The 19,919-nt window shown below is 65.2% G+C and carries 19 protein-coding genes; 12 read left to right on the plus strand and 7 right to left on the minus strand.

What is annotated here, in order from left to right; translation table 11 throughout:
* Window positions 1–140 precede the first annotated feature (140 nt).
* Window positions 141–917: an enoyl-CoA hydratase/isomerase family protein gene (locus EET10_RS23730; RefSeq protein ID WP_122502549.1), complete on the minus strand. Its 777-nt coding sequence runs from the start codon at window positions 915–917 to the stop codon at window positions 141–143.
* Window positions 918–1,024: 107 nt separating this feature from the next.
* Between EET10_RS23730 and EET10_RS23735 the strand changes: the two genes are divergently transcribed.
* The 4 genes from EET10_RS23735 (at window position 1,025) to EET10_RS23750 (ending at window position 5,081) form a co-directional block, all read left to right on the plus strand.
* Entirely contained in the window at window positions 1,025–2,689 is a 1,665-nt protein-coding gene (locus EET10_RS23735; protein WP_063466654.1) for a thiolase C-terminal domain-containing protein, read from the plus strand.
* The gene (locus EET10_RS23740; RefSeq protein WP_036405118.1) at window positions 2,686–3,576 is read left to right on the plus strand and encodes an alpha/beta hydrolase; all 891 of its coding nucleotides are present in this window, start codon (window positions 2,686–2,688) and stop codon (window positions 3,574–3,576) included. Before EET10_RS23735 ends, EET10_RS23740 begins: the two co-directional genes overlap by 4 nt.
* A 97-nt stretch (window positions 3,577–3,673) precedes the next feature.
* Window positions 3,674–4,879, plus strand: a complete 1,206-nt coding sequence (locus tag EET10_RS23745; RefSeq protein WP_122502848.1) for a cytochrome P450 — start codon at window positions 3,674–3,676, stop codon at window positions 4,877–4,879.
* Window positions 4,880–4,889: 10 nt separating this feature from the next.
* Complete coding sequence (locus EET10_RS23750; protein ID WP_036405115.1) at window positions 4,890–5,081, plus strand: ferredoxin; 192 nt, start codon at window positions 4,890–4,892, stop codon at window positions 5,079–5,081.
* Window positions 5,082–5,210: 129 nt separating this feature from the next.
* Here the strand turns inward: EET10_RS23750 and EET10_RS23755 are convergent, their stop codons facing one another.
* The 3 genes from EET10_RS23755 to EET10_RS23765 all read right to left on the minus strand — a co-directional run bounded on the left by EET10_RS23755 (window position 5,211) and on the right by EET10_RS23765 (window position 7,949).
* Window positions 5,211–5,399: a ferredoxin gene (locus EET10_RS23755; protein WP_036405112.1), complete on the minus strand. Its 189-nt coding sequence runs from the start codon at window positions 5,397–5,399 to the stop codon at window positions 5,211–5,213.
* Window positions 5,396–6,667 (minus strand): cytochrome P450, encoded by a 1,272-nt coding sequence (locus tag EET10_RS23760; protein ID WP_036405109.1) that lies wholly within the window; start codon window positions 6,665–6,667, stop codon window positions 5,396–5,398. The genes EET10_RS23755 and EET10_RS23760 overlap by 4 nt, the downstream gene beginning before the upstream one ends.
* Before the next feature lie 133 nt (window positions 6,668–6,800).
* On the minus strand, window positions 6,801–7,949 hold the full coding sequence (locus EET10_RS23765) for a thiolase family protein (RefSeq protein WP_063466623.1): 1,149 nt from the start codon (window positions 7,947–7,949) through the stop codon (window positions 6,801–6,803).
* 245 nt (window positions 7,950–8,194) lie between these two features.
* On the opposite strand from EET10_RS23765, the gene EET10_RS23770 reads away from it, so the two are divergent.
* Complete coding sequence (locus tag EET10_RS23770; protein WP_099187705.1) at window positions 8,195–10,156, plus strand: PPE family protein; 1,962 nt, start codon at window positions 8,195–8,197, stop codon at window positions 10,154–10,156.
* Window positions 10,157–10,443: 287 nt separating this feature from the next.
* Here EET10_RS23770 and EET10_RS23775 read toward each other — a convergent pair whose 3' ends face one another.
* Entirely contained in the window at window positions 10,444–11,082 is a 639-nt protein-coding gene (locus EET10_RS23775; RefSeq protein ID WP_036405102.1) for a TetR/AcrR family transcriptional regulator, read from the minus strand.
* A 141-nt stretch (window positions 11,083–11,223) separates the two neighbouring features.
* Between EET10_RS23775 and EET10_RS23780 the strand changes: the two genes are divergently transcribed.
* Genes EET10_RS23780 through EET10_RS23795 form a run of 4 tightly spaced genes read left to right on the plus strand, consistent with a single transcriptional unit; the run spans window position 11,224 to window position 14,893 of the window.
* The gene (locus EET10_RS23780; RefSeq protein ID WP_122502550.1) at window positions 11,224–12,867 is read left to right on the plus strand and encodes an AMP-binding protein; all 1,644 of its coding nucleotides are present in this window, start codon (window positions 11,224–11,226) and stop codon (window positions 12,865–12,867) included.
* The gene (locus EET10_RS23785) at window positions 12,864–13,661 is read left to right on the plus strand and encodes an enoyl-CoA hydratase/isomerase family protein (RefSeq protein WP_063466625.1); all 798 of its coding nucleotides are present in this window, start codon (window positions 12,864–12,866) and stop codon (window positions 13,659–13,661) included. Before EET10_RS23780 ends, EET10_RS23785 begins: the two co-directional genes overlap by 4 nt.
* Window positions 13,658–14,386, plus strand: coding sequence for an SDR family oxidoreductase (locus tag EET10_RS23790; RefSeq protein ID WP_036405096.1), 729 nt, complete (start codon window positions 13,658–13,660; stop codon window positions 14,384–14,386). Before EET10_RS23785 ends, EET10_RS23790 begins: the two co-directional genes overlap by 4 nt.
* A gap of 39 nt (window positions 14,387–14,425) precedes the next feature.
* On the plus strand, window positions 14,426–14,893 hold the full coding sequence (locus tag EET10_RS23795; RefSeq protein ID WP_036405095.1) for a nuclear transport factor 2 family protein: 468 nt from the start codon (window positions 14,426–14,428) through the stop codon (window positions 14,891–14,893).
* Window positions 14,894–14,913: 20 nt separating this feature from the next.
* On the opposite strand, the gene EET10_RS23800 is transcribed toward EET10_RS23795, so the two are convergent.
* Both EET10_RS23800 and EET10_RS23805 read right to left on the minus strand, forming a co-directional pair.
* The gene (locus EET10_RS23800) at window positions 14,914–16,092 is read right to left on the minus strand and encodes an acyl-CoA dehydrogenase family protein (RefSeq protein WP_036405094.1); all 1,179 of its coding nucleotides are present in this window, start codon (window positions 16,090–16,092) and stop codon (window positions 14,914–14,916) included.
* A gap of 88 nt (window positions 16,093–16,180) precedes the next feature.
* Complete coding sequence (locus EET10_RS23805) at window positions 16,181–17,479, minus strand: amidohydrolase family protein (protein ID WP_036405093.1); 1,299 nt, start codon at window positions 17,477–17,479, stop codon at window positions 16,181–16,183.
* 279 nt (window positions 17,480–17,758) lie between these two features.
* Here EET10_RS23805 and EET10_RS23810 point away from each other — a divergent pair, with 279 nt between their 5' ends.
* The 3 genes from EET10_RS23810 to EET10_RS23820 are packed head-to-tail and all read left to right on the plus strand — an operon-like array spanning window position 17,759 to window position 19,917.
* Entirely contained in the window at window positions 17,759–18,313 is a 555-nt protein-coding gene (locus EET10_RS23810) for a carboxymuconolactone decarboxylase family protein (RefSeq protein WP_036405092.1), read from the plus strand.
* 4 nt (window positions 18,314–18,317) lie between these two features.
* The gene (locus EET10_RS23815) at window positions 18,318–19,610 is read left to right on the plus strand and encodes an aromatic ring-hydroxylating oxygenase subunit alpha (RefSeq protein WP_063466626.1); all 1,293 of its coding nucleotides are present in this window, start codon (window positions 18,318–18,320) and stop codon (window positions 19,608–19,610) included.
* A complete protein-coding gene (locus EET10_RS23820; RefSeq protein WP_036405090.1) occupies window positions 19,582–19,917 on the plus strand; it encodes a hypothetical protein in 336 nt (111 codons plus the stop codon). Before EET10_RS23815 ends, EET10_RS23820 begins: the two co-directional genes overlap by 29 nt.
* The last annotated feature ends 2 nt before the right edge of the window (window positions 19,918–19,919 follow it).

Genomic DNA, 19,919 nt, shown 5'->3' on the forward strand with positions numbered 1-19,919 from the left:
AATCCCTTCGCTCTGGTGGTCAGCTCACTGAAGTACTCGGGCTCGAGTCTGCGGTGGCGGCATCGAAACTGCGCACAGATCGCGCTCCGGCCACGAGATCACGCGCTGAGCGCAGTTTCGACGGGCGGTCGAAAGCCGGCTCATGTCGACCACTTCCGACGAAGCGCCGCGGCCTCCTCGGTGGCGTGACTGATCACCTGGTTGCGATTCTCCAGTTCCAGGGCCGCAGCCAACCCGCCAGCGTCGGTATTCACCTGCAGCGCACGCTTGGTCAGCGCGACGGCCAGCGGCGCGAGCTCGGCGATTCGGCCCGCCAGTTCGAGGACACGCTCGACGAGCTGTTCCGGTTCCACAAGCTGACTCACCAACCCTCGCCGGTCGGCCTCCTCAGCGGACACGGTACGGCCGGTCAGCATCCAGTCGGCGGCGATGCTGGTGCCGACGATGCGGGGCAGGTGATAGCTCATCCCCATCTCGGCCCCCGACAACCCCAAAAGGATTGCCGCATTGCCGAATGTCGCAGCCGCTGAGCAGATTCGGATATCTGCGGCCAGGCACAACGCCAGTCCCGCACCGACACAGGGTCCGTTGACGGCCGCGATGACCGGCTGCGGCAGGTCGCGGATGGCCCGCGGTATGGACGCCATCGCCTCCTGAAAGCGCAGTCGGTCGATGGCCGGGTCGCCGGCATCCGGTGCCCCGGACCCGAACTCGCGCATGTCGATACCGGAGCAGAATCCGCGGCCCGCTCCGGTGAGCACCACGGCCTTGACCGACCTGTCGGCGGCAAGCGAAGCGAGGGTCTGGGTGAGCTCCCCCAACATCGCGTCATTGATCGCGTTCAACCGATCGGGTCGGTTGAGGCGGATCACCACGACACCGGAGCGCGGCGTCTCCTTGGCCAACGTCTCCGTCACCTCAGACCCGCTCGATGATGTCGACCCCCGGAAGGGGCTGTGCCAAGATGATAACGTAATTCTCGTATTCGCATAACGTGACTACCGGATTCACCGCGGAGGTGAAGTTGTCAGCAGCACCGGGACGTCCGCTACCCCAGATCACCGCCGAGAACGAATTCTTTTGGACCTCAGGTGCGGACGGTGAATTGCGGTTCCAGCAGTGTCGGGCCTGCGACGCGCTGATCCATCCGCCCGCGCCGGTGTGTCGCTATTGCCGCTCCCGCGAGATCGGGGTGCGGGCCGTTTCGGGCAGGGCGACGCTGGCCGGGTTCACCATCAACCACCGGTTCAGCCTTCCGGCGCTGCCGGCGCCGTATGTGGTGGCGCAGGTGGCGATCGCCGAAGACCCCCGGGTCCGGCTGACCACCAACATCGTGGAGTGCGAGCCGGATCGGCTTGAGCTCGGTCAACCCGTCGAAGTGGTCTTCGAGCAGATCGAGGACGTCTGGCTGCCGTTGTTCCGGCCGGCGACCGCCGGCGAGCAGGCTCCCCTGCCGGCCGACGACATCGAGCCACACCGCTTCGGCGAATACGTCCGTCCCATGCTGACCACGGCGAAGTTCGAGGACAAGGTCGCCCTCACCGGCATCGGCATGTCGGCCATCGGGCGCCGACTGATGGTGGCGCCGCTGTCGCTGACGGTCGACGCCTGTGAGGCCGCCGTCGCCGACGCCGGGCTGAGTTTCGCCGACATCGACGGCCTGTCGACCTACCCCGGCGGCGGCAATCTCGGCGGGTTCGGCGAAGGCGGGGTGACCGCCCTGGAGGCGGCGCTGGGCATCCGGCCCACCTGGCACAACGGCGGCATCGAAACCTTCGGCCCGGGCGGATCGGTGATCGCGGCGATGCTCGCGGTGGCCGGTGGTCTGGCTCGTCACGTGCTGTGTTTCCGCACCCTGTGGGAAGCCACCTTCAACGAGCTGATGAAACAGGGCAGGGTCGCCCCGCCATTCGGATCGGGGGGCCGCACCACCAGCTGGCAGATCCCGTTCGGCGCCACCTCGGCCGCGCACACCCTGGCGATCAACGCGCAACGGCACTGTCACCGTTACGGCACCACCAAAGAAACACTGGGCTGGATCGCGCTGAACCAGCGGGCCAACGCCGAACTCAACCCCACCGCGGTCTATCGGTCACCGATGACCATGGCCGACTATCTGAACGCGCGGCCCATCACCACACCCTTTGGTCTCTACGACTGCGACGTCCCGTGCGACGGCGCGGTAGCCGTCGTCGTCTCCGCCGTCGACGCCGCCCGCGACCTGGCCAAGCCCCCGGTGCTGGTGGAAGCCGTCGGGACGCAGATCATCGAGCGAATCGATTGGGACCAAAGCACTCTCACGCACGAACCGCAGGTGCTGGGCCAGGCCGCGCACCTATGGACGCGCACCTCGCTGCGACCCGACGACGTCGACGTCGCCGAACTCTACGACGGGTTCACCATGAATTGCCTGTCCTGGATCGAGGCACTGGGATTCTGCGGAATCGGTGAAGCCAAGGAATTCCTGGACGGCGGCAAGAACATCGCCCGCGACGGTGTGCTGCCGTTGAATACCCACGGCGGGCAGCTCTCACACGGCCGCACCCACGGAATGGGTCTGCTGCACGAGGCCGTCAGCCAACTACGCGGCGAAGCCGGCGCACGCCAGGTTGCCGACGCCCGCGTCGGCGTGGTCAGCAGCGGCGGCCTGACGCCCAGCGGAGTGCTCCTGTTGCGGGCCGACGCATGAACCGGGCAACCGTGCGTCCGCGGGTGGTCATGGTCGACGGCGTGCCGATGTCGGCACTGGTCGCCGAGGCCCAAGATCCCCGGGCGGTCGTCGTGGCCCTGCACGGCGGCGGCACCACGTCGACCTATTTCGACTGTCCCGGCCACCCGCAGCTGTCATTGCTACGGCTCGGCGCGACGCTGGGTTTCACGGTGGTCGCGCTCGACCGCCCCGGCCACGGCAGCTCGGCGCCGTATCCCGAAGCCGTGCACAGTCCGCAGCAGCGGGTTGAGCTTGCCTTCGGAGCCGTGGAGCGCATCCTGGGACCGCGCCCGCGCGGCGCGGGCCTGTTCCTGATGGGTCATTCCGGTGGCTGCGAGTTGGTGCTGCGGATGGCCGCCAGCCCGCTCGGCGCCGGGCTGATCGGCCTCGAACTGGGCGGCACCGGACGGCGCTACCACCCGGCCGCCAAGGACGTCATGCGAGCGGCCGCCCAACAGGACCGCCCGCCCGGGGTACGCGAGCTGTTGTGGGAGCCGATGCGGTTGTATCCGGCCGACATCATCAGCGCAATCACCAACTCGTCCGTCGCGCCCCGTTACGAGCGGAGCGTGGCATTGAACTGGTCGCACCGGGATTTCCCCGAGCTGGCACCTGGGGTTCGGGTCCCGGTGCGGTTCACCCTCGGCCGGCACGACAACGTCTTTCGATCAGACCCGCAAGCTTTGGCCGAAATTGCCGACATGTTCTCGGCGGCAGCATGTTTCGTCAGCGAGCTGCAGGACGAGGCCGGGCACAATCTCAGTCTCGGTCACAGCGCCGCCGACTATCACCGCAAGGTCTTTGCGTTTGTGCACGAGTGCGTGCAACTACGCCCGGCGGCTACCGACGATCAGGAGGCCGGTTGATGTTTCCCGCCCGCCCGCAAGCCGCTACCGTTACCGTTACAGTCGAACGCTCAGTCGTAACGATTCCGCTCGCGACCCGGTGCTCAAGGAGTGTGCCATGACCACCTCGAAGGTTGTCTTCGATCCGTTCTCCGAGGAATTCTTCAACGGCGCCTGGGACACCTACCGACGGATGCAACAAGAAGCGCCGGTCTACTACAGCGAGGAATACGACTTCTACGCGCTGACCCGCCACGTTGACGTGGCCGCGGGGCTCAAAGACTTCCAGACGTACTCGTCGGCCTACGGAATCGACCTTGCGATGGTGCGAACCGGGCAGCCGTCGCCGCACAAGGCGATCATCTTCATGGATCCCCCCGAGCACCGCCACATGCGCAGCCTGCTCAACAAGGTCTTCACGCCGCGCGCCATCCAGTCGCAGCGGCCGACGGTCATCGACAAGATCGACAAGTACCTGGGCGCGGTTGATCCCGATGGCTTCGACGCGGTGCAGGAGTTTTCCGCGCCGTTCCCGGTCGAGGTGATCACCACCATGCTCGGAGTGCCCGAAGAGTATGCCCAGCAAGTGCGGCATTGGATCGACGAGTCGTTGCACCGTGAGCCCGGGCAAGTGGAGGTCGGCGAAAAGGGCATGCAAGCCAACATCAACACGGCGATGCTCTACTACGAGCTGGTCCGGCAACGTCGCGCCGAACCGCGCGATGACCTGTTCACCAAGTTGATCAGCGCCGAGATCGAACGTGACGACGGACAGCTCACCAAGCTCGACGACCTCGAAATAGCAGGCTTCGCCACACTATTGGGAGGAGCCGGCGCCGAGACCGTGACCAAGCTGGTCGGCAATGCCCCGGTGGTGTTCGCCCGGTTTCCCGACCAGTGGCAGAAGTTGCTCGACGATCGCAGCAAGATCCCCGCCGCGGTCGAAGAATTGCTGCGCTATGAGGCGCCGTCGCAGTATCAGGTCCGCCGTTCGATGCGAGAGGTCGAGCTGCACGGCGTCACCATTCCGGCGGGCAAGCCGGTGTTCCTCATCAACGGCGCCGCCAACCGCGATCCGCAAGTCTGGACCGATCCCGACAGATTCGACATCGACCGCGACCCGCACGAAGCCACCAATCTGGGCTTCGGGTACGGGATTCACAGCTGTCTGGGCGCGGCGCTGGCCCGGATGGAGAGCGCGATCGCGCTGGAGAAGCTGCTGGACTTCATGCCTCGCTACGAGGTGGACTGGGCACACTGCAACCGGGTCCATATGCAAAACGTCGCCGGCTGGCAGAACGTGCCGGTGCGGGTGCTGCGGTGAGGAGGCCGCAATGAGAATCGAAGTCGATTGGGATCTGTGTGAGAGCAACGCCGTATGCATGGGCATCGCCCCGGAGGTGTTCCGGGTCGGCGACGACGACATGCTGACCGTCTTGCAGCCGGAGGTCACTCCCGGAAACGAGGCGCTGGTGCGCGAGGCGGTGCGGCAGTGCCCCCGCCAAGCGATTTCGCTTGTCGACTAGCACTAGCGAGCCGTTTGCGCCCGGTGGCGGTGACGGTGGAGCAGCCAGCGCCACCACAATTGCCGGCGCCGCGCCCCGGACCGGTGCCGCCGGGGCGGCCGGCCTCGATGGCCTGCCCGGCTGATCCGGTCAGCGCTCTTTGATCGCCTGCTCCGGACAGCATTCGATGGCCTCGCGGGCGGCCTCCTCGAATTCCGTTGGCACATCCGAGGTTATCGCTTCGGCGTAACCGTCGTCGGTCAGGCGGAAGACTTCGGGGCACAGCGTCAGGCACATACCATGCCCGCGGCAGCACTGGTCGTCAACCCACACCCTCATGCCGGCGTGAACTCCAGGTGCAGTTCGGTCAGGCCGCGCAGGATGTAAGTCGGAACATAGTGGTAGCGGCGGTCATTCGCGGGACCGTGGATCCGCTCGTCGATCCTGATGTCCGATGTCCGGTCGAGCAGCCGCTCCAGCGCCACCCGGGTCTCGGCACGCGCCAGCGGCGCACCGGGACAGCTGTGGATCCCCCGCCCGAACGACAGATGCTGGCGGGCGTTCCTGCGGGCCGGGTCGAACGCGGCGGGCTCGGTGAACCGGCGCGGATCCCGATTGGCCGCGGCCTGCAGAACCATCACCGTCGTACCGGCCGGCAGGTCGATACCGCCCACGTTGACCGGTACCCGGGACAAGCGGAAGTCTCCCTTGACCGGGCTCTCGATGCGCAGCGCTTCCTCGATGAAGTTGGGGATCAGGCTGCGATCCTTGCGCAACTGCGCCTGGATGTCGGATCGCTCCCCGATGACCTGCAAGGCGGCACCCAACAACCGCACCGTGGTTTCCTGGCCCGCCGAAAAGACATTGCAGGCAACCCGGGCCACGTCCTCGACGCTCGGGATGGAGCCGTCGGGGAAGGTGGCGGTGGCCAGGCCGGTCAGCACGTCGTCGCGGGGCTGGCGGCGGCGGTCGCGGACGTAGTCGGCGAAGGTTCCGTAGAGAAATTCCAGCGGGTTGTGCGCCAACGGTTTCTCGCCGGTGCCGCCGACACCGCCACCGGCGTGACGGTGGATGTTGGTGACGAAGGTTCCGCGATCTTCGTCGGGGACACCGAGCAAGTCGGCGATGACCAGCAGCGTGAACGGGCTCGCGAAGTCCTTGATGAAATCACCTTGTCCCGCAGCCAGGTACCCGTCGAGCACCCGGTCGGCGAGCAGCCACATGGCGTCCTCGTTTTCCTTGAGGCGCTTAGGGGTGATCAGCCGCATCAACAGGGCGCGATGGTTGGTATGTGTCGGCGGGTCCAGGGTGGGCAGCTGGTCGCTGAACGGCAGCTCGTCGCGGTGCCGCTCGATCAGTTCGGTGACGTCGTCACCCTCGAGCGGCACCGGGAAACGCGGAAACGGTCCCGTCACCGAGATACAGGAGGAAAACGTGTCGGCGTCGTTCAACACCGCCACGGCTTCATCCCAGCCGGTCACCATCGTCACCCCGTAGTGGTCTTCGCGGGTCACCGGGCAGCGCTCGCGCAGCGCCTCGTAATAGGGGTAAGGATTCTCGACGAGCCGCTCGTCGCGGAAGAAGTCCAGCTCGCCGTATTCGCTCACGAGAACCTCCCTCTCACTGATGAGTATGACATTTCCATAGGAGGTGGCCGCCGTCAACGTGACCTCGCGCCGACCGTGAATAAGGCGACGGGACACGCTGAAATGGCGTCGCCAGATTCACCGTCGGGCGGGCTCAATTCATCAGCTCGACCACCGTGGCGTTGGCCGTGCCGCCGCCTTCGCACATGGTCTGCAGGCCGTAGCGAATTCCGTTGTCGCGCATGTGATGAACCATGCGGGTCATCAGCACCGCGCCGGAGGCGCCCAGCGGATGGCCGAGCGCGATCGCCCCACCGAGCGGGTTCAGCCGATCCGGGTCGGCCCCGGTCTCGGCCAGCCAGGCCAGCGGCACCGGCGCGAAGGCCTCGTTGACTTCGAATACGCCGACCTCGTCGAGAGCGATGCCCGACTTGCGCAGCACCTTTTCGGTCGCCGGAATCGGTCCGGTGAGCATGAGCACCGGGTCCGCGCCGGTGACCGCGCCGGCCCGGTAGCGCACGATCGGCGTCAAGCCCAGCTCCAGCGCCAGCTGCGAGGTCGTCACCAGTAGTGCCGCGGCGCCATCGGAGATCTGCGACGAGTTGCCGGCGTGGATCACCCCGTCCTCGACGAAGGCCGGCTTGAGCGCGGCCAGCTTCTCGACCGTCGTGCCGCGCCGCACGCCCTCGTCGGCGTTGACGACGGTCCCGTCGTCGGCGAAAACCGGGACGATCTGCTCGGTGAAGGCGCCGCCGTCCTGGGCCGCGGCGGCCCGCTCGTGCGACAGCGCGGAGTAGTCGTCGAGTCTGGTACGGGACAAGCCCCACTTCGTGGCGATCATCTCCGCGGACAGGCCTTGGTTGAACGAGAAGTTGTCATAGCGGGCAAGCACTTTCGGCCCGTACGGCATTCCCGTTGCCCTGGCGGACCCGAGCGGTACCCGGCTCATGACCTCGACACCACCGGCCACCACGATGTCCTGCTGGCCCGACATCACCGCGTGCACCGCGAAGTCGAGGGCCTGCTGGCTGGATCCGCAAGCCCGGTTGACGGTGGTGCCCGGAATGCTCTCCGGCCAGCCCGCAGCCAGGACCGAGAAGCGTCCAATATTGCTCGACTGGTCGCCGACCTGGGACACGCAGCCCCAGATCACGTCGTCGATGATGTCTGGACTGACCCCGGTGCGCTCCAGCAGTTCGTTGAGCACGACCGCGGAGAGGTCTGCGGGATGGATGCCGGACAACCCGCCGTTGCGCTTGCCTACAGCGGTACGGACGGCTTCGACGATGACTGTTTCCCGCATGCGTCTGCTCCGATCTCGACACCGGTACCCGCCCCATCGACCAGTAAACCCAGTAAACGAAGCCTTGCAACATACGGCGGTCGCATCGAACGTATCTCGAGGAAACCCCAATGTGGTGTGGCGTGTGACGTAAAATCTCTTCCTGCCAAGGTGCTCGAGTTGGCGTGGTCGCCCACACGGCGTTGGGAGGCGCTACCCGCGCTGGCCCGTCTCATGCAACGCCGCCGGGAGAAGAGGCGACTGTCATGAATTTTTCCGTGATGCCACCCGAGATCAACTCGTTGCGGATCTTTGCTGGCGCGGGCTCGGCGCCGATGCTGGAGGCTGCCGTGGCCTGGGACAGCCTCGCCGCTGAGTTGGGCTCGGCAGCGCAGTCGTTCGGGTCTGTGACCGCGGGGTTGGCGGGTCAGGCGTGGCAAGGTGCGGCGTCGAGGGCAATGGTGGCGGCGGCTGCGCCCTACTCGGGATGGTTGAGCACGGCGGCGGCCCGGGCCGCGGCGGCGTCGGCTCAGGCCAAAGCCGTGGCGAGCGCATTCGAGACGGCTCGCGTGGCCATGGTTCATCCGTTGGCGGTGGCGGCCAATCGCAATGCGTTCGTGCGGTTGGTGTTGTCGAATGTATTCGGTCAAAATGCACCGGCGATTGCCTCGGCGGAGGCCCAGTACGAGCAGATGTGGGCTACCGATGTTGCCGCGATGGTGGGTTACCACGGCGGCGCGTCGGCGGCGGCGGCGCAGTTGCAGTCGTGGCAGACGGGTCTGCAGCAGGCGTTGTCGGGCGCGCTCGGCCTACCTGCCCGCGCCGCCGCGGCTCCGACGCAAGCCCCTGCGGGCGGCTCCGCCGCGGCCGGCGCGGCGGCGGCCACACCCATCGGGAACAACGGCAACCTACAGCTGGGCGGCGGAAACACCGGTGATTCCAATCTGGGCAGCGGTAACATCGGCAACGCCAACCTCGGCAGTGGAAACACCGGCAACGCCAACCTGGGCGGCGGAAACATCGGCAACGCCAACCTGGGCAGCGGGAACAAGGGCAATATCAACGTCGGTAACGGAAACTTCGGTTCCGCAAACTTCGGCGACGGAAATATCGGCATCAGAAACGCCGGCGCCGGAAACAACGGCACCGCCAACTCCGGCGCCGGTAACTTTGGCACCGGTAACTTCGGCTTCGGAAACATTGGCAACGGAAACTTCGGTGGCGGCAACATCGGACCCGGAAACTTCGGCGACGGGAACAACGGCAGCACAAACGTAGGCAGCGGAAATCTCGGCAACTTCAACCTCGGTAGCGGCAACCTCGGCAGCAACAACGTCGGCTTTGGAAACCACGGCAACAACAACGTGGGCTTCGGGCTCACTGGCAACAACCAGGTGGGTATCGGCGGACTGAATTCGGGAAACAACAACATCGGTTTCGGGAATTCGGGCGACAACAATATCGGCTTCTTCAACTCGGGCAATAACAACGTGGGCTTCTTCAATTCGGGCAACGGCAATGTCGGGTTCGGGAATTCGGGAGCCACCAACGGCGGCTCTTGGAACGCGGGCGGCGGCAACACCGGCTTCGGGAACGCGGGCTTCACCAACACGGGCGTCGGAAACGCAGGCGACACCAATACGGGCTTCGGGAACGCGGGCCGCCTCAACGCGGGCTATGGAAACGCAGGCATCTTGAATGCGGGCTACGGAAACGCGGGAAATGTCAATGCGGGCTTCGGCAATGCGGGCATCCAAAACACGGGCTGGGAAAACTCGGGAACCGTTAATACCGGTTTCGGGAATGCAGGTATGGCCAACACGGGATGGGGAAACTCAGGCAACATCAACACGGGCTTCCTTAACTCGACAAACCTGAGCACGGGTGTGGGGAATTTGGGTTCGGTGGGCTTGAACTCGGGCTTCGGTCATACCGGCGCGAATAACTCGGGCTTCTTCAACACCAGTACCGGCGGCTTTAACTCGGGCTTCTTCAACTCGGGCGCCGGTGGCTTTAATTCGGGTATCAATAATTCGGGCGCCTCCAACGTGGGAATCAACAATTCAGGCTTTACCAACATTGGCATAGCCAATACGGGCGCCCGCAACGCCGGCATCGCCAACTCCGCCCCCAACATCGTCATCGGCACCTCCGGCGTAGCAAACTCGGCTACGTTCAGCTCGGGCGGCTTCAACACCGGAACCTCGCTGTCGGGTTTCTTCCATTAACGAATCCGGCAACCCGACCTACTGTGCCGCACGTTCGGCGCCAAAACCCGGCTATCACCAGTACGCCGAATTGTCGGCCAGCCAGAATAACGCGAATGAGTCGACCTGCGTTTGTACCAAGCCTGCACCGATTCGAGATCCCGCACGGTTGGACGGTTCGGCAAGGCACTCAATAGCTCCTCGGCAGCTTCGGTCATGTGCCCCAAGGAAATTCAGAATCGTCTCCGGACTGATCGGTGCGACCTTCATCGGGCGTGGCGCGGCCGGCGAATCGGCCCGTGGACGCCTCAGCGAGCCGACGCCGGCGATGCGTTGAGTCCGTGCAGCAATAGATCGGCGATTTCGTGGTACGCCTGGCCGGCGGTGAGGCCGGTGGGCTCGAGCAGTGCCCCCGAGTGCACGCCGTCGATCGCCAGAGCGATCAGCTGTCCGACGAAGAGCCCGTTGACGTCGCGCAACGCGCCGGCACGGATACCTTCGGCAATGAATTGCTGGACGCGGTGTGCCGCGGCGGCGGAATTGAGGCGGTAGATGTCGGCGGTCGGGCGATAGCTCTTCATGTCCGCGTAGAAGCTGGGCGAGCAGCGGTTCATCGCCGATCCGATCGCCGCGAGATAGACCGAGATGCGCAGCCGCGGATCGGTGACCGCGGCGACGGCCTCCTCGATCTCGGCGGTGGCGTTGCGGAAGAACTGCCTAGTGATGACGACGGAAAGCTGTTCCTTGCTACCCGCGAGGCTGTACAGCGTGGCTTTGGAACAGCGCAACCGCTGCGCGATGTCGTCGACGGTCAGGCTCTTGAAGCCTTCGGCGAGCAACAGGTCCTCCAGGTCGGTGAGCAATCGAGCGCGTCGCCGCTGGTCGACCCGGCGCCGCCGAACAGACCCGCTGTCGTCGAACGCGCCACCGTCGGCCGCCGTACTCATCGGCTCATTATCCGGTGCGGGCGGTGGCTGTCGGGTGAGCGACGGGCCGGTGCCGCAACACAGCCAGCTGTAACCATATTCCCAGCCTTGGTAACTTAATGGGTACTATTGTACGTCAATGTGTACCCAACCGGTAAACGAATGAACTCCCTGCAACGAGTCGACGAGCTCCGAGAACAGTTTTCCGACGCGCACGCCGACGTCGCATGGTTGCTCTGCGATCGCCATCCGGCCCGGCGCACCGCGTTCACCGTGGTCGGCGACGGCGGGTCGGTGCCCATGACGTTCGGCGACCTCGCCGCGGCGTCGCACCGCTACGCGCAGACCTTCCGCGCCGCGGGGGTACGTCGCGGCGATCGCGTGGCGACATTGATGGGCAAGAGCGTCGATCTCGTCGTCACCATCTTGGCCACCTGGCGGCTAGGCGCGGTGTACGTACCGTTGTTCACCGCCTTCGGGGCCGACGCAATCGCCGAACGTCTGGAGCGGTCCGGCACGGTGTTGGTGGTGGTCGATCCCGGCCAACGACACAAGCTGGCCCCCAGCGCCCACCGGACGGTCCTGGTCACGGGCGCCGCGCCGGTCACCGACGGCGACCGATTGCTGGCCGACGCCGTCGCGGCGGCTGCACCAGAGCCGGTCGACCGCGTCGCGGTCGGTGGCGACGGGGCGCTGGTCCACATGTTCACCTCCGGCACCACCGGAAAACCCAAGGGTGTCGTGCACCCCGTGGCCTATCTGGCCGGTTTTCAGGCCTACCTGGAATACAGCCTGGGCGTGACGTCCGACGACCGCTTTTGGTGCGCCGCCGACCCGGGCTGGGCTTACGGGCTCTACACCGCCATCGCCGCGCCCATGGCCGCAGGCATCTCGAGCATTCTGCTCCGGGGAGGCTTCAGCGCCGAGTCGACCTGGCGGACACTCTCCGAACACCGGGTCACCAATTTCGCCGCTGCCCCAACGGTTTTCCGCAGCCTGCGGGCAACGTTGACGGTGGTGCCCGCCGACCTTGAACTCGCCCGTGCCTCCAGCGCCGGGGAACCGCTCACTGCCGAAGTCAACGAGTGGGCGCGCCGGGCACTGGGATTGCTGGTGCACGACCACTTCGGCCAAACCGAACTCGGCATGGTCGTGGGCAACCACCATCACCCCGAACTGGCGAGACTGGTCAAACCCGGGTCGATGGGCCGTCCGCTGCCCGGGTGGTCGGTGACCGTGCTGGGCGACGATGACCGGCCGGCGCCCCCGGGCGTCCTGGGCCGCGTCGCCATCGACGTCGCGGCCAGCCCGTTGCTGACGTTCACCGGCTACCAGGACCAGGCTCATGCCGGCCGGTTCACCGCGGATCGCCGCTACTACCTCACCGGTGATATCGCTCGTGTCGACGACGACGGAGACTTCTTCTTTTTCGCGCGCGACGACGACGTGATCATCATGGCGGGCTATCGCATCGGACCGGCAGACGTCGAGTCGGTGCTGGCTCGGCATCCGGCCGTCGCCGAATGTTGCATCGTGGCCGCACCCGACGAGGTTCGCGGGGAGGTGATCGAAGCCTACGTCGTGCTGCGCGGCAACCACCCGCGGTCAGCAGAACTCGCGGCCGAGTTGCAGCGTTTCGTCAAGGACAACTACGCCGCACATGCGTACCCGCGCCACGTGCACTTCGTTGACGAACTGCCCAAGACCAGCAGTGGGAAAGTGCAGCGGTCGGTGTTGCGCCGGCAACGCCAGGAAGCGGCAGGGGCTGCAGGGGCTGCAGGGGCTGCAGGGGCGGTAACCCCATGAGCCGCAACGAGACACACGACTGCCTGCAGGTCGAGCAGCGCGGCGCGATCCGCTGGCTACGGCTCAACAGACCGGCGCAACGCAATGCGCTCAACCGTGAGCTCGTCGAGGCGCTGACCGAGCAGATCACCCACGCCGAGACCGACCCGCAGACCGCGGTGGTGGCCGTCGCCGGCAACGGGCCCAGCTTCTGCGCCGGCGGAGACTTGCGTCATTTCCTCGAGTTGCACCAGCGGGGCCGCAATCCCGTGCACTTCTTGAAGACGGTGTCGGACTGCTTCAGCAGGATCGAGGCCAGCCCGGTGCCGTGGGTGGCTGTCCTGCACGGGCATGCCGTCGCCGGCGGCCTGGAGTTGGCGTTGGCCTGTGACGTCGTCATCGCCGCCGAAGGCACCATGATCGGTGACGGTCACCTCAACAACCAACTGCTGCCCGCCGCCGGCTCCAGCACGCGGCTGGCGCGTGCGGTCGGGCACGGCCTGTGCCGCTGGCTGCTGCTCACGGGTGAACTGCTGCCGGCGACCGAGCTCGCCGACGCGGGCTGGATCCTGCGCGTCGTCCCCGCCGACCAGCTCGACCAGACGGCCGAAACGGTATGTGCCCGATTGGTCGAACGTGCCGGGCCCGCCCAGCGCAGCCTCAAGGCGCTGCTGCATCGGATCGACTCGGCCGATACCGTCCGCGCGCTACACGACGAGCTGGAAGCCTTTGCACGACACTGGGATACCGGCCAGCCACAAGCCGCCGTCCGGGCGTTTCTGCAGCACCGGTTCAGCCAGCGAGAAGTTCGATGAATCGATATGAGGGAAGCTTTGTCGCGATCACCGGTGCGGCCCAAGGGCTTGGGCTGGCCATGGCCAACCGGTTTACCGCTGAGGGTGCCGCCGTCGCACTGGCCGACGTCCGCGCCGACGCTCTGGTCAGCGGGCCGGTGCGTTGCGATGTCGTCGACGTTAGCTGCTCCGGCTCGGTTGACGACTGGATTGCTAAGACCACCAAGGACTTTGGCCGTCTCGACGTGCTGATCAACAACGCCGGCAGCATCCGGGACAACCGCCTGGAAAACATCGCTGACCACGACTGGCACTCCGTCCTGGCGGTCAACCTCAGCGGCGCCTTCTACTGTGCACGCGCCGCATTCGCGCCGATGACGGATCAGGGTTACGGCAGAATCGTGAGCTTCTCGTCGATGTCGTGGCGCGGAAGCTTCGGCCAGAGCAATTACGCCGCAGCAAAAGCCGGAATCGTCGGTCTGACCCGCGTCATCGCCCTCGAAGGAGCCAGGCATGGCATCACCGCCAACGCGATCGCGCCCGGCCTGATCGAAACACCAATGCTGGCCTCGATGAATGCCGTAGCCCGCAGCAAACTGGTCGCCAAGATTCCCATGAAACGTACCGGCCGACCGGAAGACGTCGCCGAGGCGGCGGCATTTCTTGCTTCGCCGGCGGCCGGTTACGTCACCGGCGTCGTACTCGACGTGGATGGCGGCGTCTCCATCGGGTCATCCATCCGTTAACGACCGAATTGGCAACCATTCCAGAGTCAGGAGACACGCATGTTGGACACGACGCCGGTCGACGGTATCGATGCGCGGGAGGCGACGTTCGACGCCGCCGACCGCTTGGCGGTCATCAACCTGCTGGGCGCTTACGCATACCTCTACGACCAAGACCACCTCGATGAGCATCGAGCCTTGTTCACCGAGTCACCGGAGTTGTTCCTGACGCAAGAAAGCAACACCGTGTCGGCAGACATGGATACGGTGGCATACCTTGCGGCGGCGCGGAAAGCGGCGTTCAACGCCGAGAACAACCGACGCCGGCACGCGATCGACTCGGTGTGGTTCACCAGCCAAAACGCTACCGAGGCGAGCGGACACTGCTATGTCCAGGTATCCGCCATCCGTGACGGCGGCCCGCCCATAGCGGACCTGACGGCCTGCTACGACTTCACGGCGGTCAAGCAGCATGGGGTATGGCGGTTCAGCCGCTGGGTGCTCGGGATCGACCAGAGCAACACCTGAGTTGTGCCGGGCGCCGCCCGCTAATAGCTCCGGGGCAGCTTCAAGGCATGCTCCCCAAGGAAATTCAGGATCATCTCCTGGCTGATCGGGGCGATCTTCATCAGCCGGGCCTCGCGGAAGTAGCGCGCGACGTGATACTCCTCCGCATATCCCATGCCGCCGTGGGTTTGCAACGCCCGGTCGGCCGCGGTGAAGCCGGCGTCGGCGCACAGGTACTTGGCGGTATTCGCTTCGCGCCCACAGGGTTTGCCGTTGTCGTAGAGCCACGTTGCCTTGCGTAGCATCAGCTCGGCGGCGTCCAAGCGGGCCAGCGAATCCGCCAGCGGAAACTGGATGCCCTGGTTCATGCCGATCGGCCGGCCGAACACCTCGCGGTCGGTAGCGTACCTGACCGCCTTGTCCAAGGCGACTCTGCCGATGCCGAGCGCCTCGGCGGCGATCAGCATCCGCTCCGGATTCAGCCCGTCAAGGATGTACTGAAAACCCCTGCCTTCCTCACCAATCCGGTTTTCAGCCGATACTTCGAGGTTGTCGATGAACAACTCGTTGGAGCTGACAGCGTTGCGGCCCATCTTGCGGATCGGGCGGATGTCGACCCGGCTGCGGTCAAGATCGGTGAGAAACAGCGTCATCCCGTCGGTCTTCTTCGCGCCCCGCCTCTTGACGTCGTCGAGCGACTCGGTGCGGGTCAGCAGCAGGATCTTGTCGGACTCCATCGCCTTGGAGATCCACACCTTGCGGCCGTTGACGATATAGCGATCGCCGTCGCGTTTGGCGAACGTGGTGATGCGTGCGGTGTCCAGCCCGGCACCGGGTTCGGTCACCCCGAAGCAGACGTGCAACTCGCCGGTCGCGACCCGCGGCAGCGCGCGTGCCTTGAGTTCCGCCGAACCGTGCACCACTACCGGCTGCATGCCGAAGATCGACAGGTGAATGGAGCTGGCGGCGTTCATGCCGCCGCCCGATTTGGCTACTTCCTCGAGCAATATTGTGGCTTCGGTGATTCCGAGGCCATGTCCGCCGTACTCGGCCGGAATCGTCATCCCCAGCCAGCCGCCCTGAGCTATGGCGTGGTAGAACTCGTTCGGAAACTCGTGCGACTGGTCCTTTTCCATCCAGTAGTGGTCGTCGAATTTGCGCGCGAGCTCCGCGACCGACCGCCGAATCAGCTCCTGGTCATCGGTCAGCTCGAAATCCATGCCACCTCCCGCTCGCGAGCAGACGCAAAAGCGCCCGACACGCCGAGCGTGTCGGCGCTTTTGCGTCTGCTCGCAACCATGTGGCGCCTCAGTCCTTATTGCCGGTGAGTTCTTTCGCACTGGCGGCAAACTCCGCGAACGACGAACCCGCCCGGGTGTCCTTGTGGTGGCTGAGGGCGCGAATGGACACATCGTGTCCCTCGGCGGCCTTACGCAGTGCCCCGACCGTGGCCTGCTCCCGGGGAACATGGGTGAACGGGTCGAACGAGTACCAGCGCATCGCGTTCTGGTGGGTGATCTTGTTGATCTCATTGTCCGGAACATCGTTGAGCGACAATACATCCCACAGCTCTTCGGGCGCGCCCGGCCACATCGAGTCGCTGTGCGGGTAGTCGGCCTCCCAGGCGATGTTGTCGATCCCGATCATGTTGCGCAGTTTGACACCCACCTTGTCGCTGATGAAGCAGGTGAGGAAGTGCTCGCGGAACACCTCGCTGGGCAGCTTGCCGCCGAAGTTCTGGTGCGTCCAGGTGGAATGCATCTCGAACGTACGGTCGGCGCGCTCCAGGAAGTAGGGGATCCACCCGGTGCCGCCCTCCGAGAGCGCGATCTTCAGGTCGGGGAACTCCTTGATCGGCCGCGACCACAGCAGGTCCGCGGCGGCCTGCACGATGTTCATCGGCTGCAGCGTGATCATCACGTCCATCGGCGCGTCGGGCGCGGTGATGGCCAGCCGGCCCGAGGATCCGATGTGGATGTTCATCACGGTGTTGGTGTCACACAACGCCTTCCACAGCGGATTCCAATATTCGTTGTGAAAGCTGGGATACCCCATCGCCGCCGGATTTTCGGTGAAGGTCAGGGCGTGCACCCCCTTCTTCGACACCCGCCGCACCTCGGCCGCACACGCCTCGGCATCCCAGATCACCGGCAGCGCCATCGGAATGAACCGCGCGGGGTAAGCCCCGCACCATTCGTCGATGTGCCAGTCGTTGTAGGCCTGCACCAGGGCTACCGAGAAGTCGGGGTCGTCGGTGGCGAACAGGCGCCCGGCAAAGCCCGGGAACGACGGGAAGCAGATCGAAGCCAGGATGCCTCCGGCGTTCATGTCCTTGATGCGTTCGTCGACGTTGTAGCACCCCGGCCGGATCTCATCCAGACCGGTGGGCTCGATCCCGTACTCCTCCTTGGGTCGGCCGGCGACCGCGTTGAGCGCCACGTTGGGAATGACGGTGTCGCGGAACTTCCACATGTCCGAGCCGTCGGGGTTGTGCACCAGCCGCGGCGCGTCGTCGAGGTATTTCGACGCCAGGTGGTTCTTGAACATGTTCGGCGGCTCGACGGTGTGGTCGTCGACGCTGATCAGGATCATGTCCTCTTTGTTCATGGCCGTACCCCTCTCCCTTGGGTCCATCGAGCATCTCCACGCGGGCCACCGAGCCGGCATCGGCGAGCCGCCACTGCCGCAAGCTCTCTACTGTTGGAAACTATCTTCTCGCGAAGCGAGAATCAACATTCAGGGGAGCTGCGCGGGCGGGCGCAGCGAAAGTCAGACGCCCCGGCATTGACCCGGGAAACGAATCATGCAAGTCTATTAGTTAGAAATGAGAATCCGATTCTCCGAACAAGAGAGGATCGGATCATCGCCCCGAGAGGAGGCCGTCGGATGCGTCTGCCGCCGCTGCCGGCCGACCAGTGGGACGACGCTGCCCGGCAGTCGCTCTCGGGCATATTGCCCCCGGAACGCTGCAATCCGCGCCACGCCGGCAACGCGTTGTCGACGTTCGCCCGTCACCCGGCGCTGGCCAAGGCGTTCCTGCGGTTCAACATCCACCTCTTGTTCGACTCCACATTGCCGCCCCGGGTCCGCGAACTGGCCATCCTGCGGATCGCGCATCGGCGCGGCTGCGCCTACGAGTGGGCCCATCACGTGGCACTGGCCCGAAAGGCCGGAATCGGCGAGGACGAGGTGGCCGCGGTCCGCCGGGGTGACGCCGTCGACGCCTTCGAACGCGCAGTGCTCACCGGGGTCGACGAACTCGACGAGAAGTCGGAGTTGTCCGAGGAGACCTGGGCCGCGCTCGGCGAACGCCTCGACGACCGCCAGCGAATGGACTACGTGTTCACTGTCGGCTGCTACGCGCTACTGGCCATGGCTTTCAATACTTTTGGCGTCGAGCTCGAACAAGCCTCGAAACAAGACTCGAAACAGGAGAGGTAGTACCTTGCCCCACTTCACCAAACCAGCCGCGGGAAGCTGGACGCAAAACTACCCCGAATTGGGCACCGCGCCCGTCGATTACACCGATTCGATCGACCCGCAGTACTTCGCCGACGAACAGCAGGCAATCTTCCGGCGCACTTGGCTCAACGTCGGCCGCGTCGAACGCCTGCCCCGCACCGGCAGTTACTTCACCAAGGAGCTGCCGTCGGCCGGTGCCGGCATGTCGGTGATCGTCGTCAAGGGCAAGGACGGCGTGATCCGGGCTTTCCACAATATCTGCCGCCACCGCGGAAACAAGCTGGTATGGAACGACTTTCCGCACGAAGAGACCGCGGGCACCTGCCGGCAGTTCACCTGCAAGTATCACGCGTGGCGTTACAGCCTCGACGGCGAGCTGACCTTCATCCAGCAGGAGGACGAGTTCTTCGACGTCGACAAGAGCCAGTACGGCCTCAAGCCGGTGCGCTGCGAGGTGTGGGAGGGCTTCGTCTTCGTCAACCTCGATCCGGACGCGACGCCGCTTGCCGAATATCTGGGTCCGATGGCCAAGGGCCTGGAGGGATACCCCTTCCACGAGATGACCGAGGTCTATTCGTACAAGGCCGAAGTCGGCAGCAATTGGAAGCTGTTCATCGACGCGTTCGCGGAGTTCTATCACGCGCCGGTACTGCACCAGGGGCAGTACACCAAGGATGAAGCCGCCAAGATGATGAAGTACGGCTTCGAGGCGCTGCACTACGAGCTGACGGGCCCGCACGCGATGATCTCGGTCTGGGGCGGTCAGTCACCACCCGCCGACCTGAGCATGGTCAAGCCGATGGACCGGGTGCTGCGCAGCGGGCTGTTCGGCCCCTGGGACCGACCCGACGTGATCAACGAGCTCGGCGAGCTACCGCCGGGCATCAACCCGTGCAAGGCCAAGCAGTGGGGCATCGACTCTTTCCTGTTCTTCCCGAACTTCATGCTGTTGATCTGGGCGCCGGGCTGGTATCTCACCTACCACTACTGGCCAACCACCGTGGACAAGCACATCTTCGAGACCAGCCTGTACTTTGTGCCACCGCGAAACGCGCGGGAACGGCTGGCGCAGGAGCTGGCCGCGGTGACCTTCAAGGAATACGCGTTGCAGGACGCCAACACCCTGGAAGCCACCCAGACCATGATCGGCACCAAGGTGGTCACCAATTTTCCGCTGTGCGATCAGGAAATCCTGCTCCGACATCTGCACAAGATGACCGGAGACTACGTCAAGGAGTACCGCAACAATGGCCACGCCACGCAAGCTGCCCGCTGAATTCGCCGACCTGGAACCGCATCTGGACTGGGACCTGGCCACCGAGCCCGAGCGTTACGCCAAGCGGTTGGCGTCCTCGATGCCGGAGATGCAGGCCTTTTACGACGCGGCATTCCCCCGCCTGAACGACGCGATCGCCTACTGTGACAAGTATCCGCTCGACGATCTGCCCGAGGACGCACGGACGCTGATGCACATGATGCAGTCGCTGATCATGGTGTCGTTTCCGGTGGAGGCCTGGAAGCAGCCGCGGGTACCCGACAGCGGCGCGGCCTGGGTGGAGCTGATCAAGGAGCCGGTGATCTGACA

This window comes from Mycobacterium pseudokansasii, from assembly GCF_900566075.1.
In the GTDB taxonomy this organism is placed as follows: Bacteria; Actinomycetota; Actinomycetes; order Mycobacteriales; family Mycobacteriaceae; genus Mycobacterium; species Mycobacterium pseudokansasii.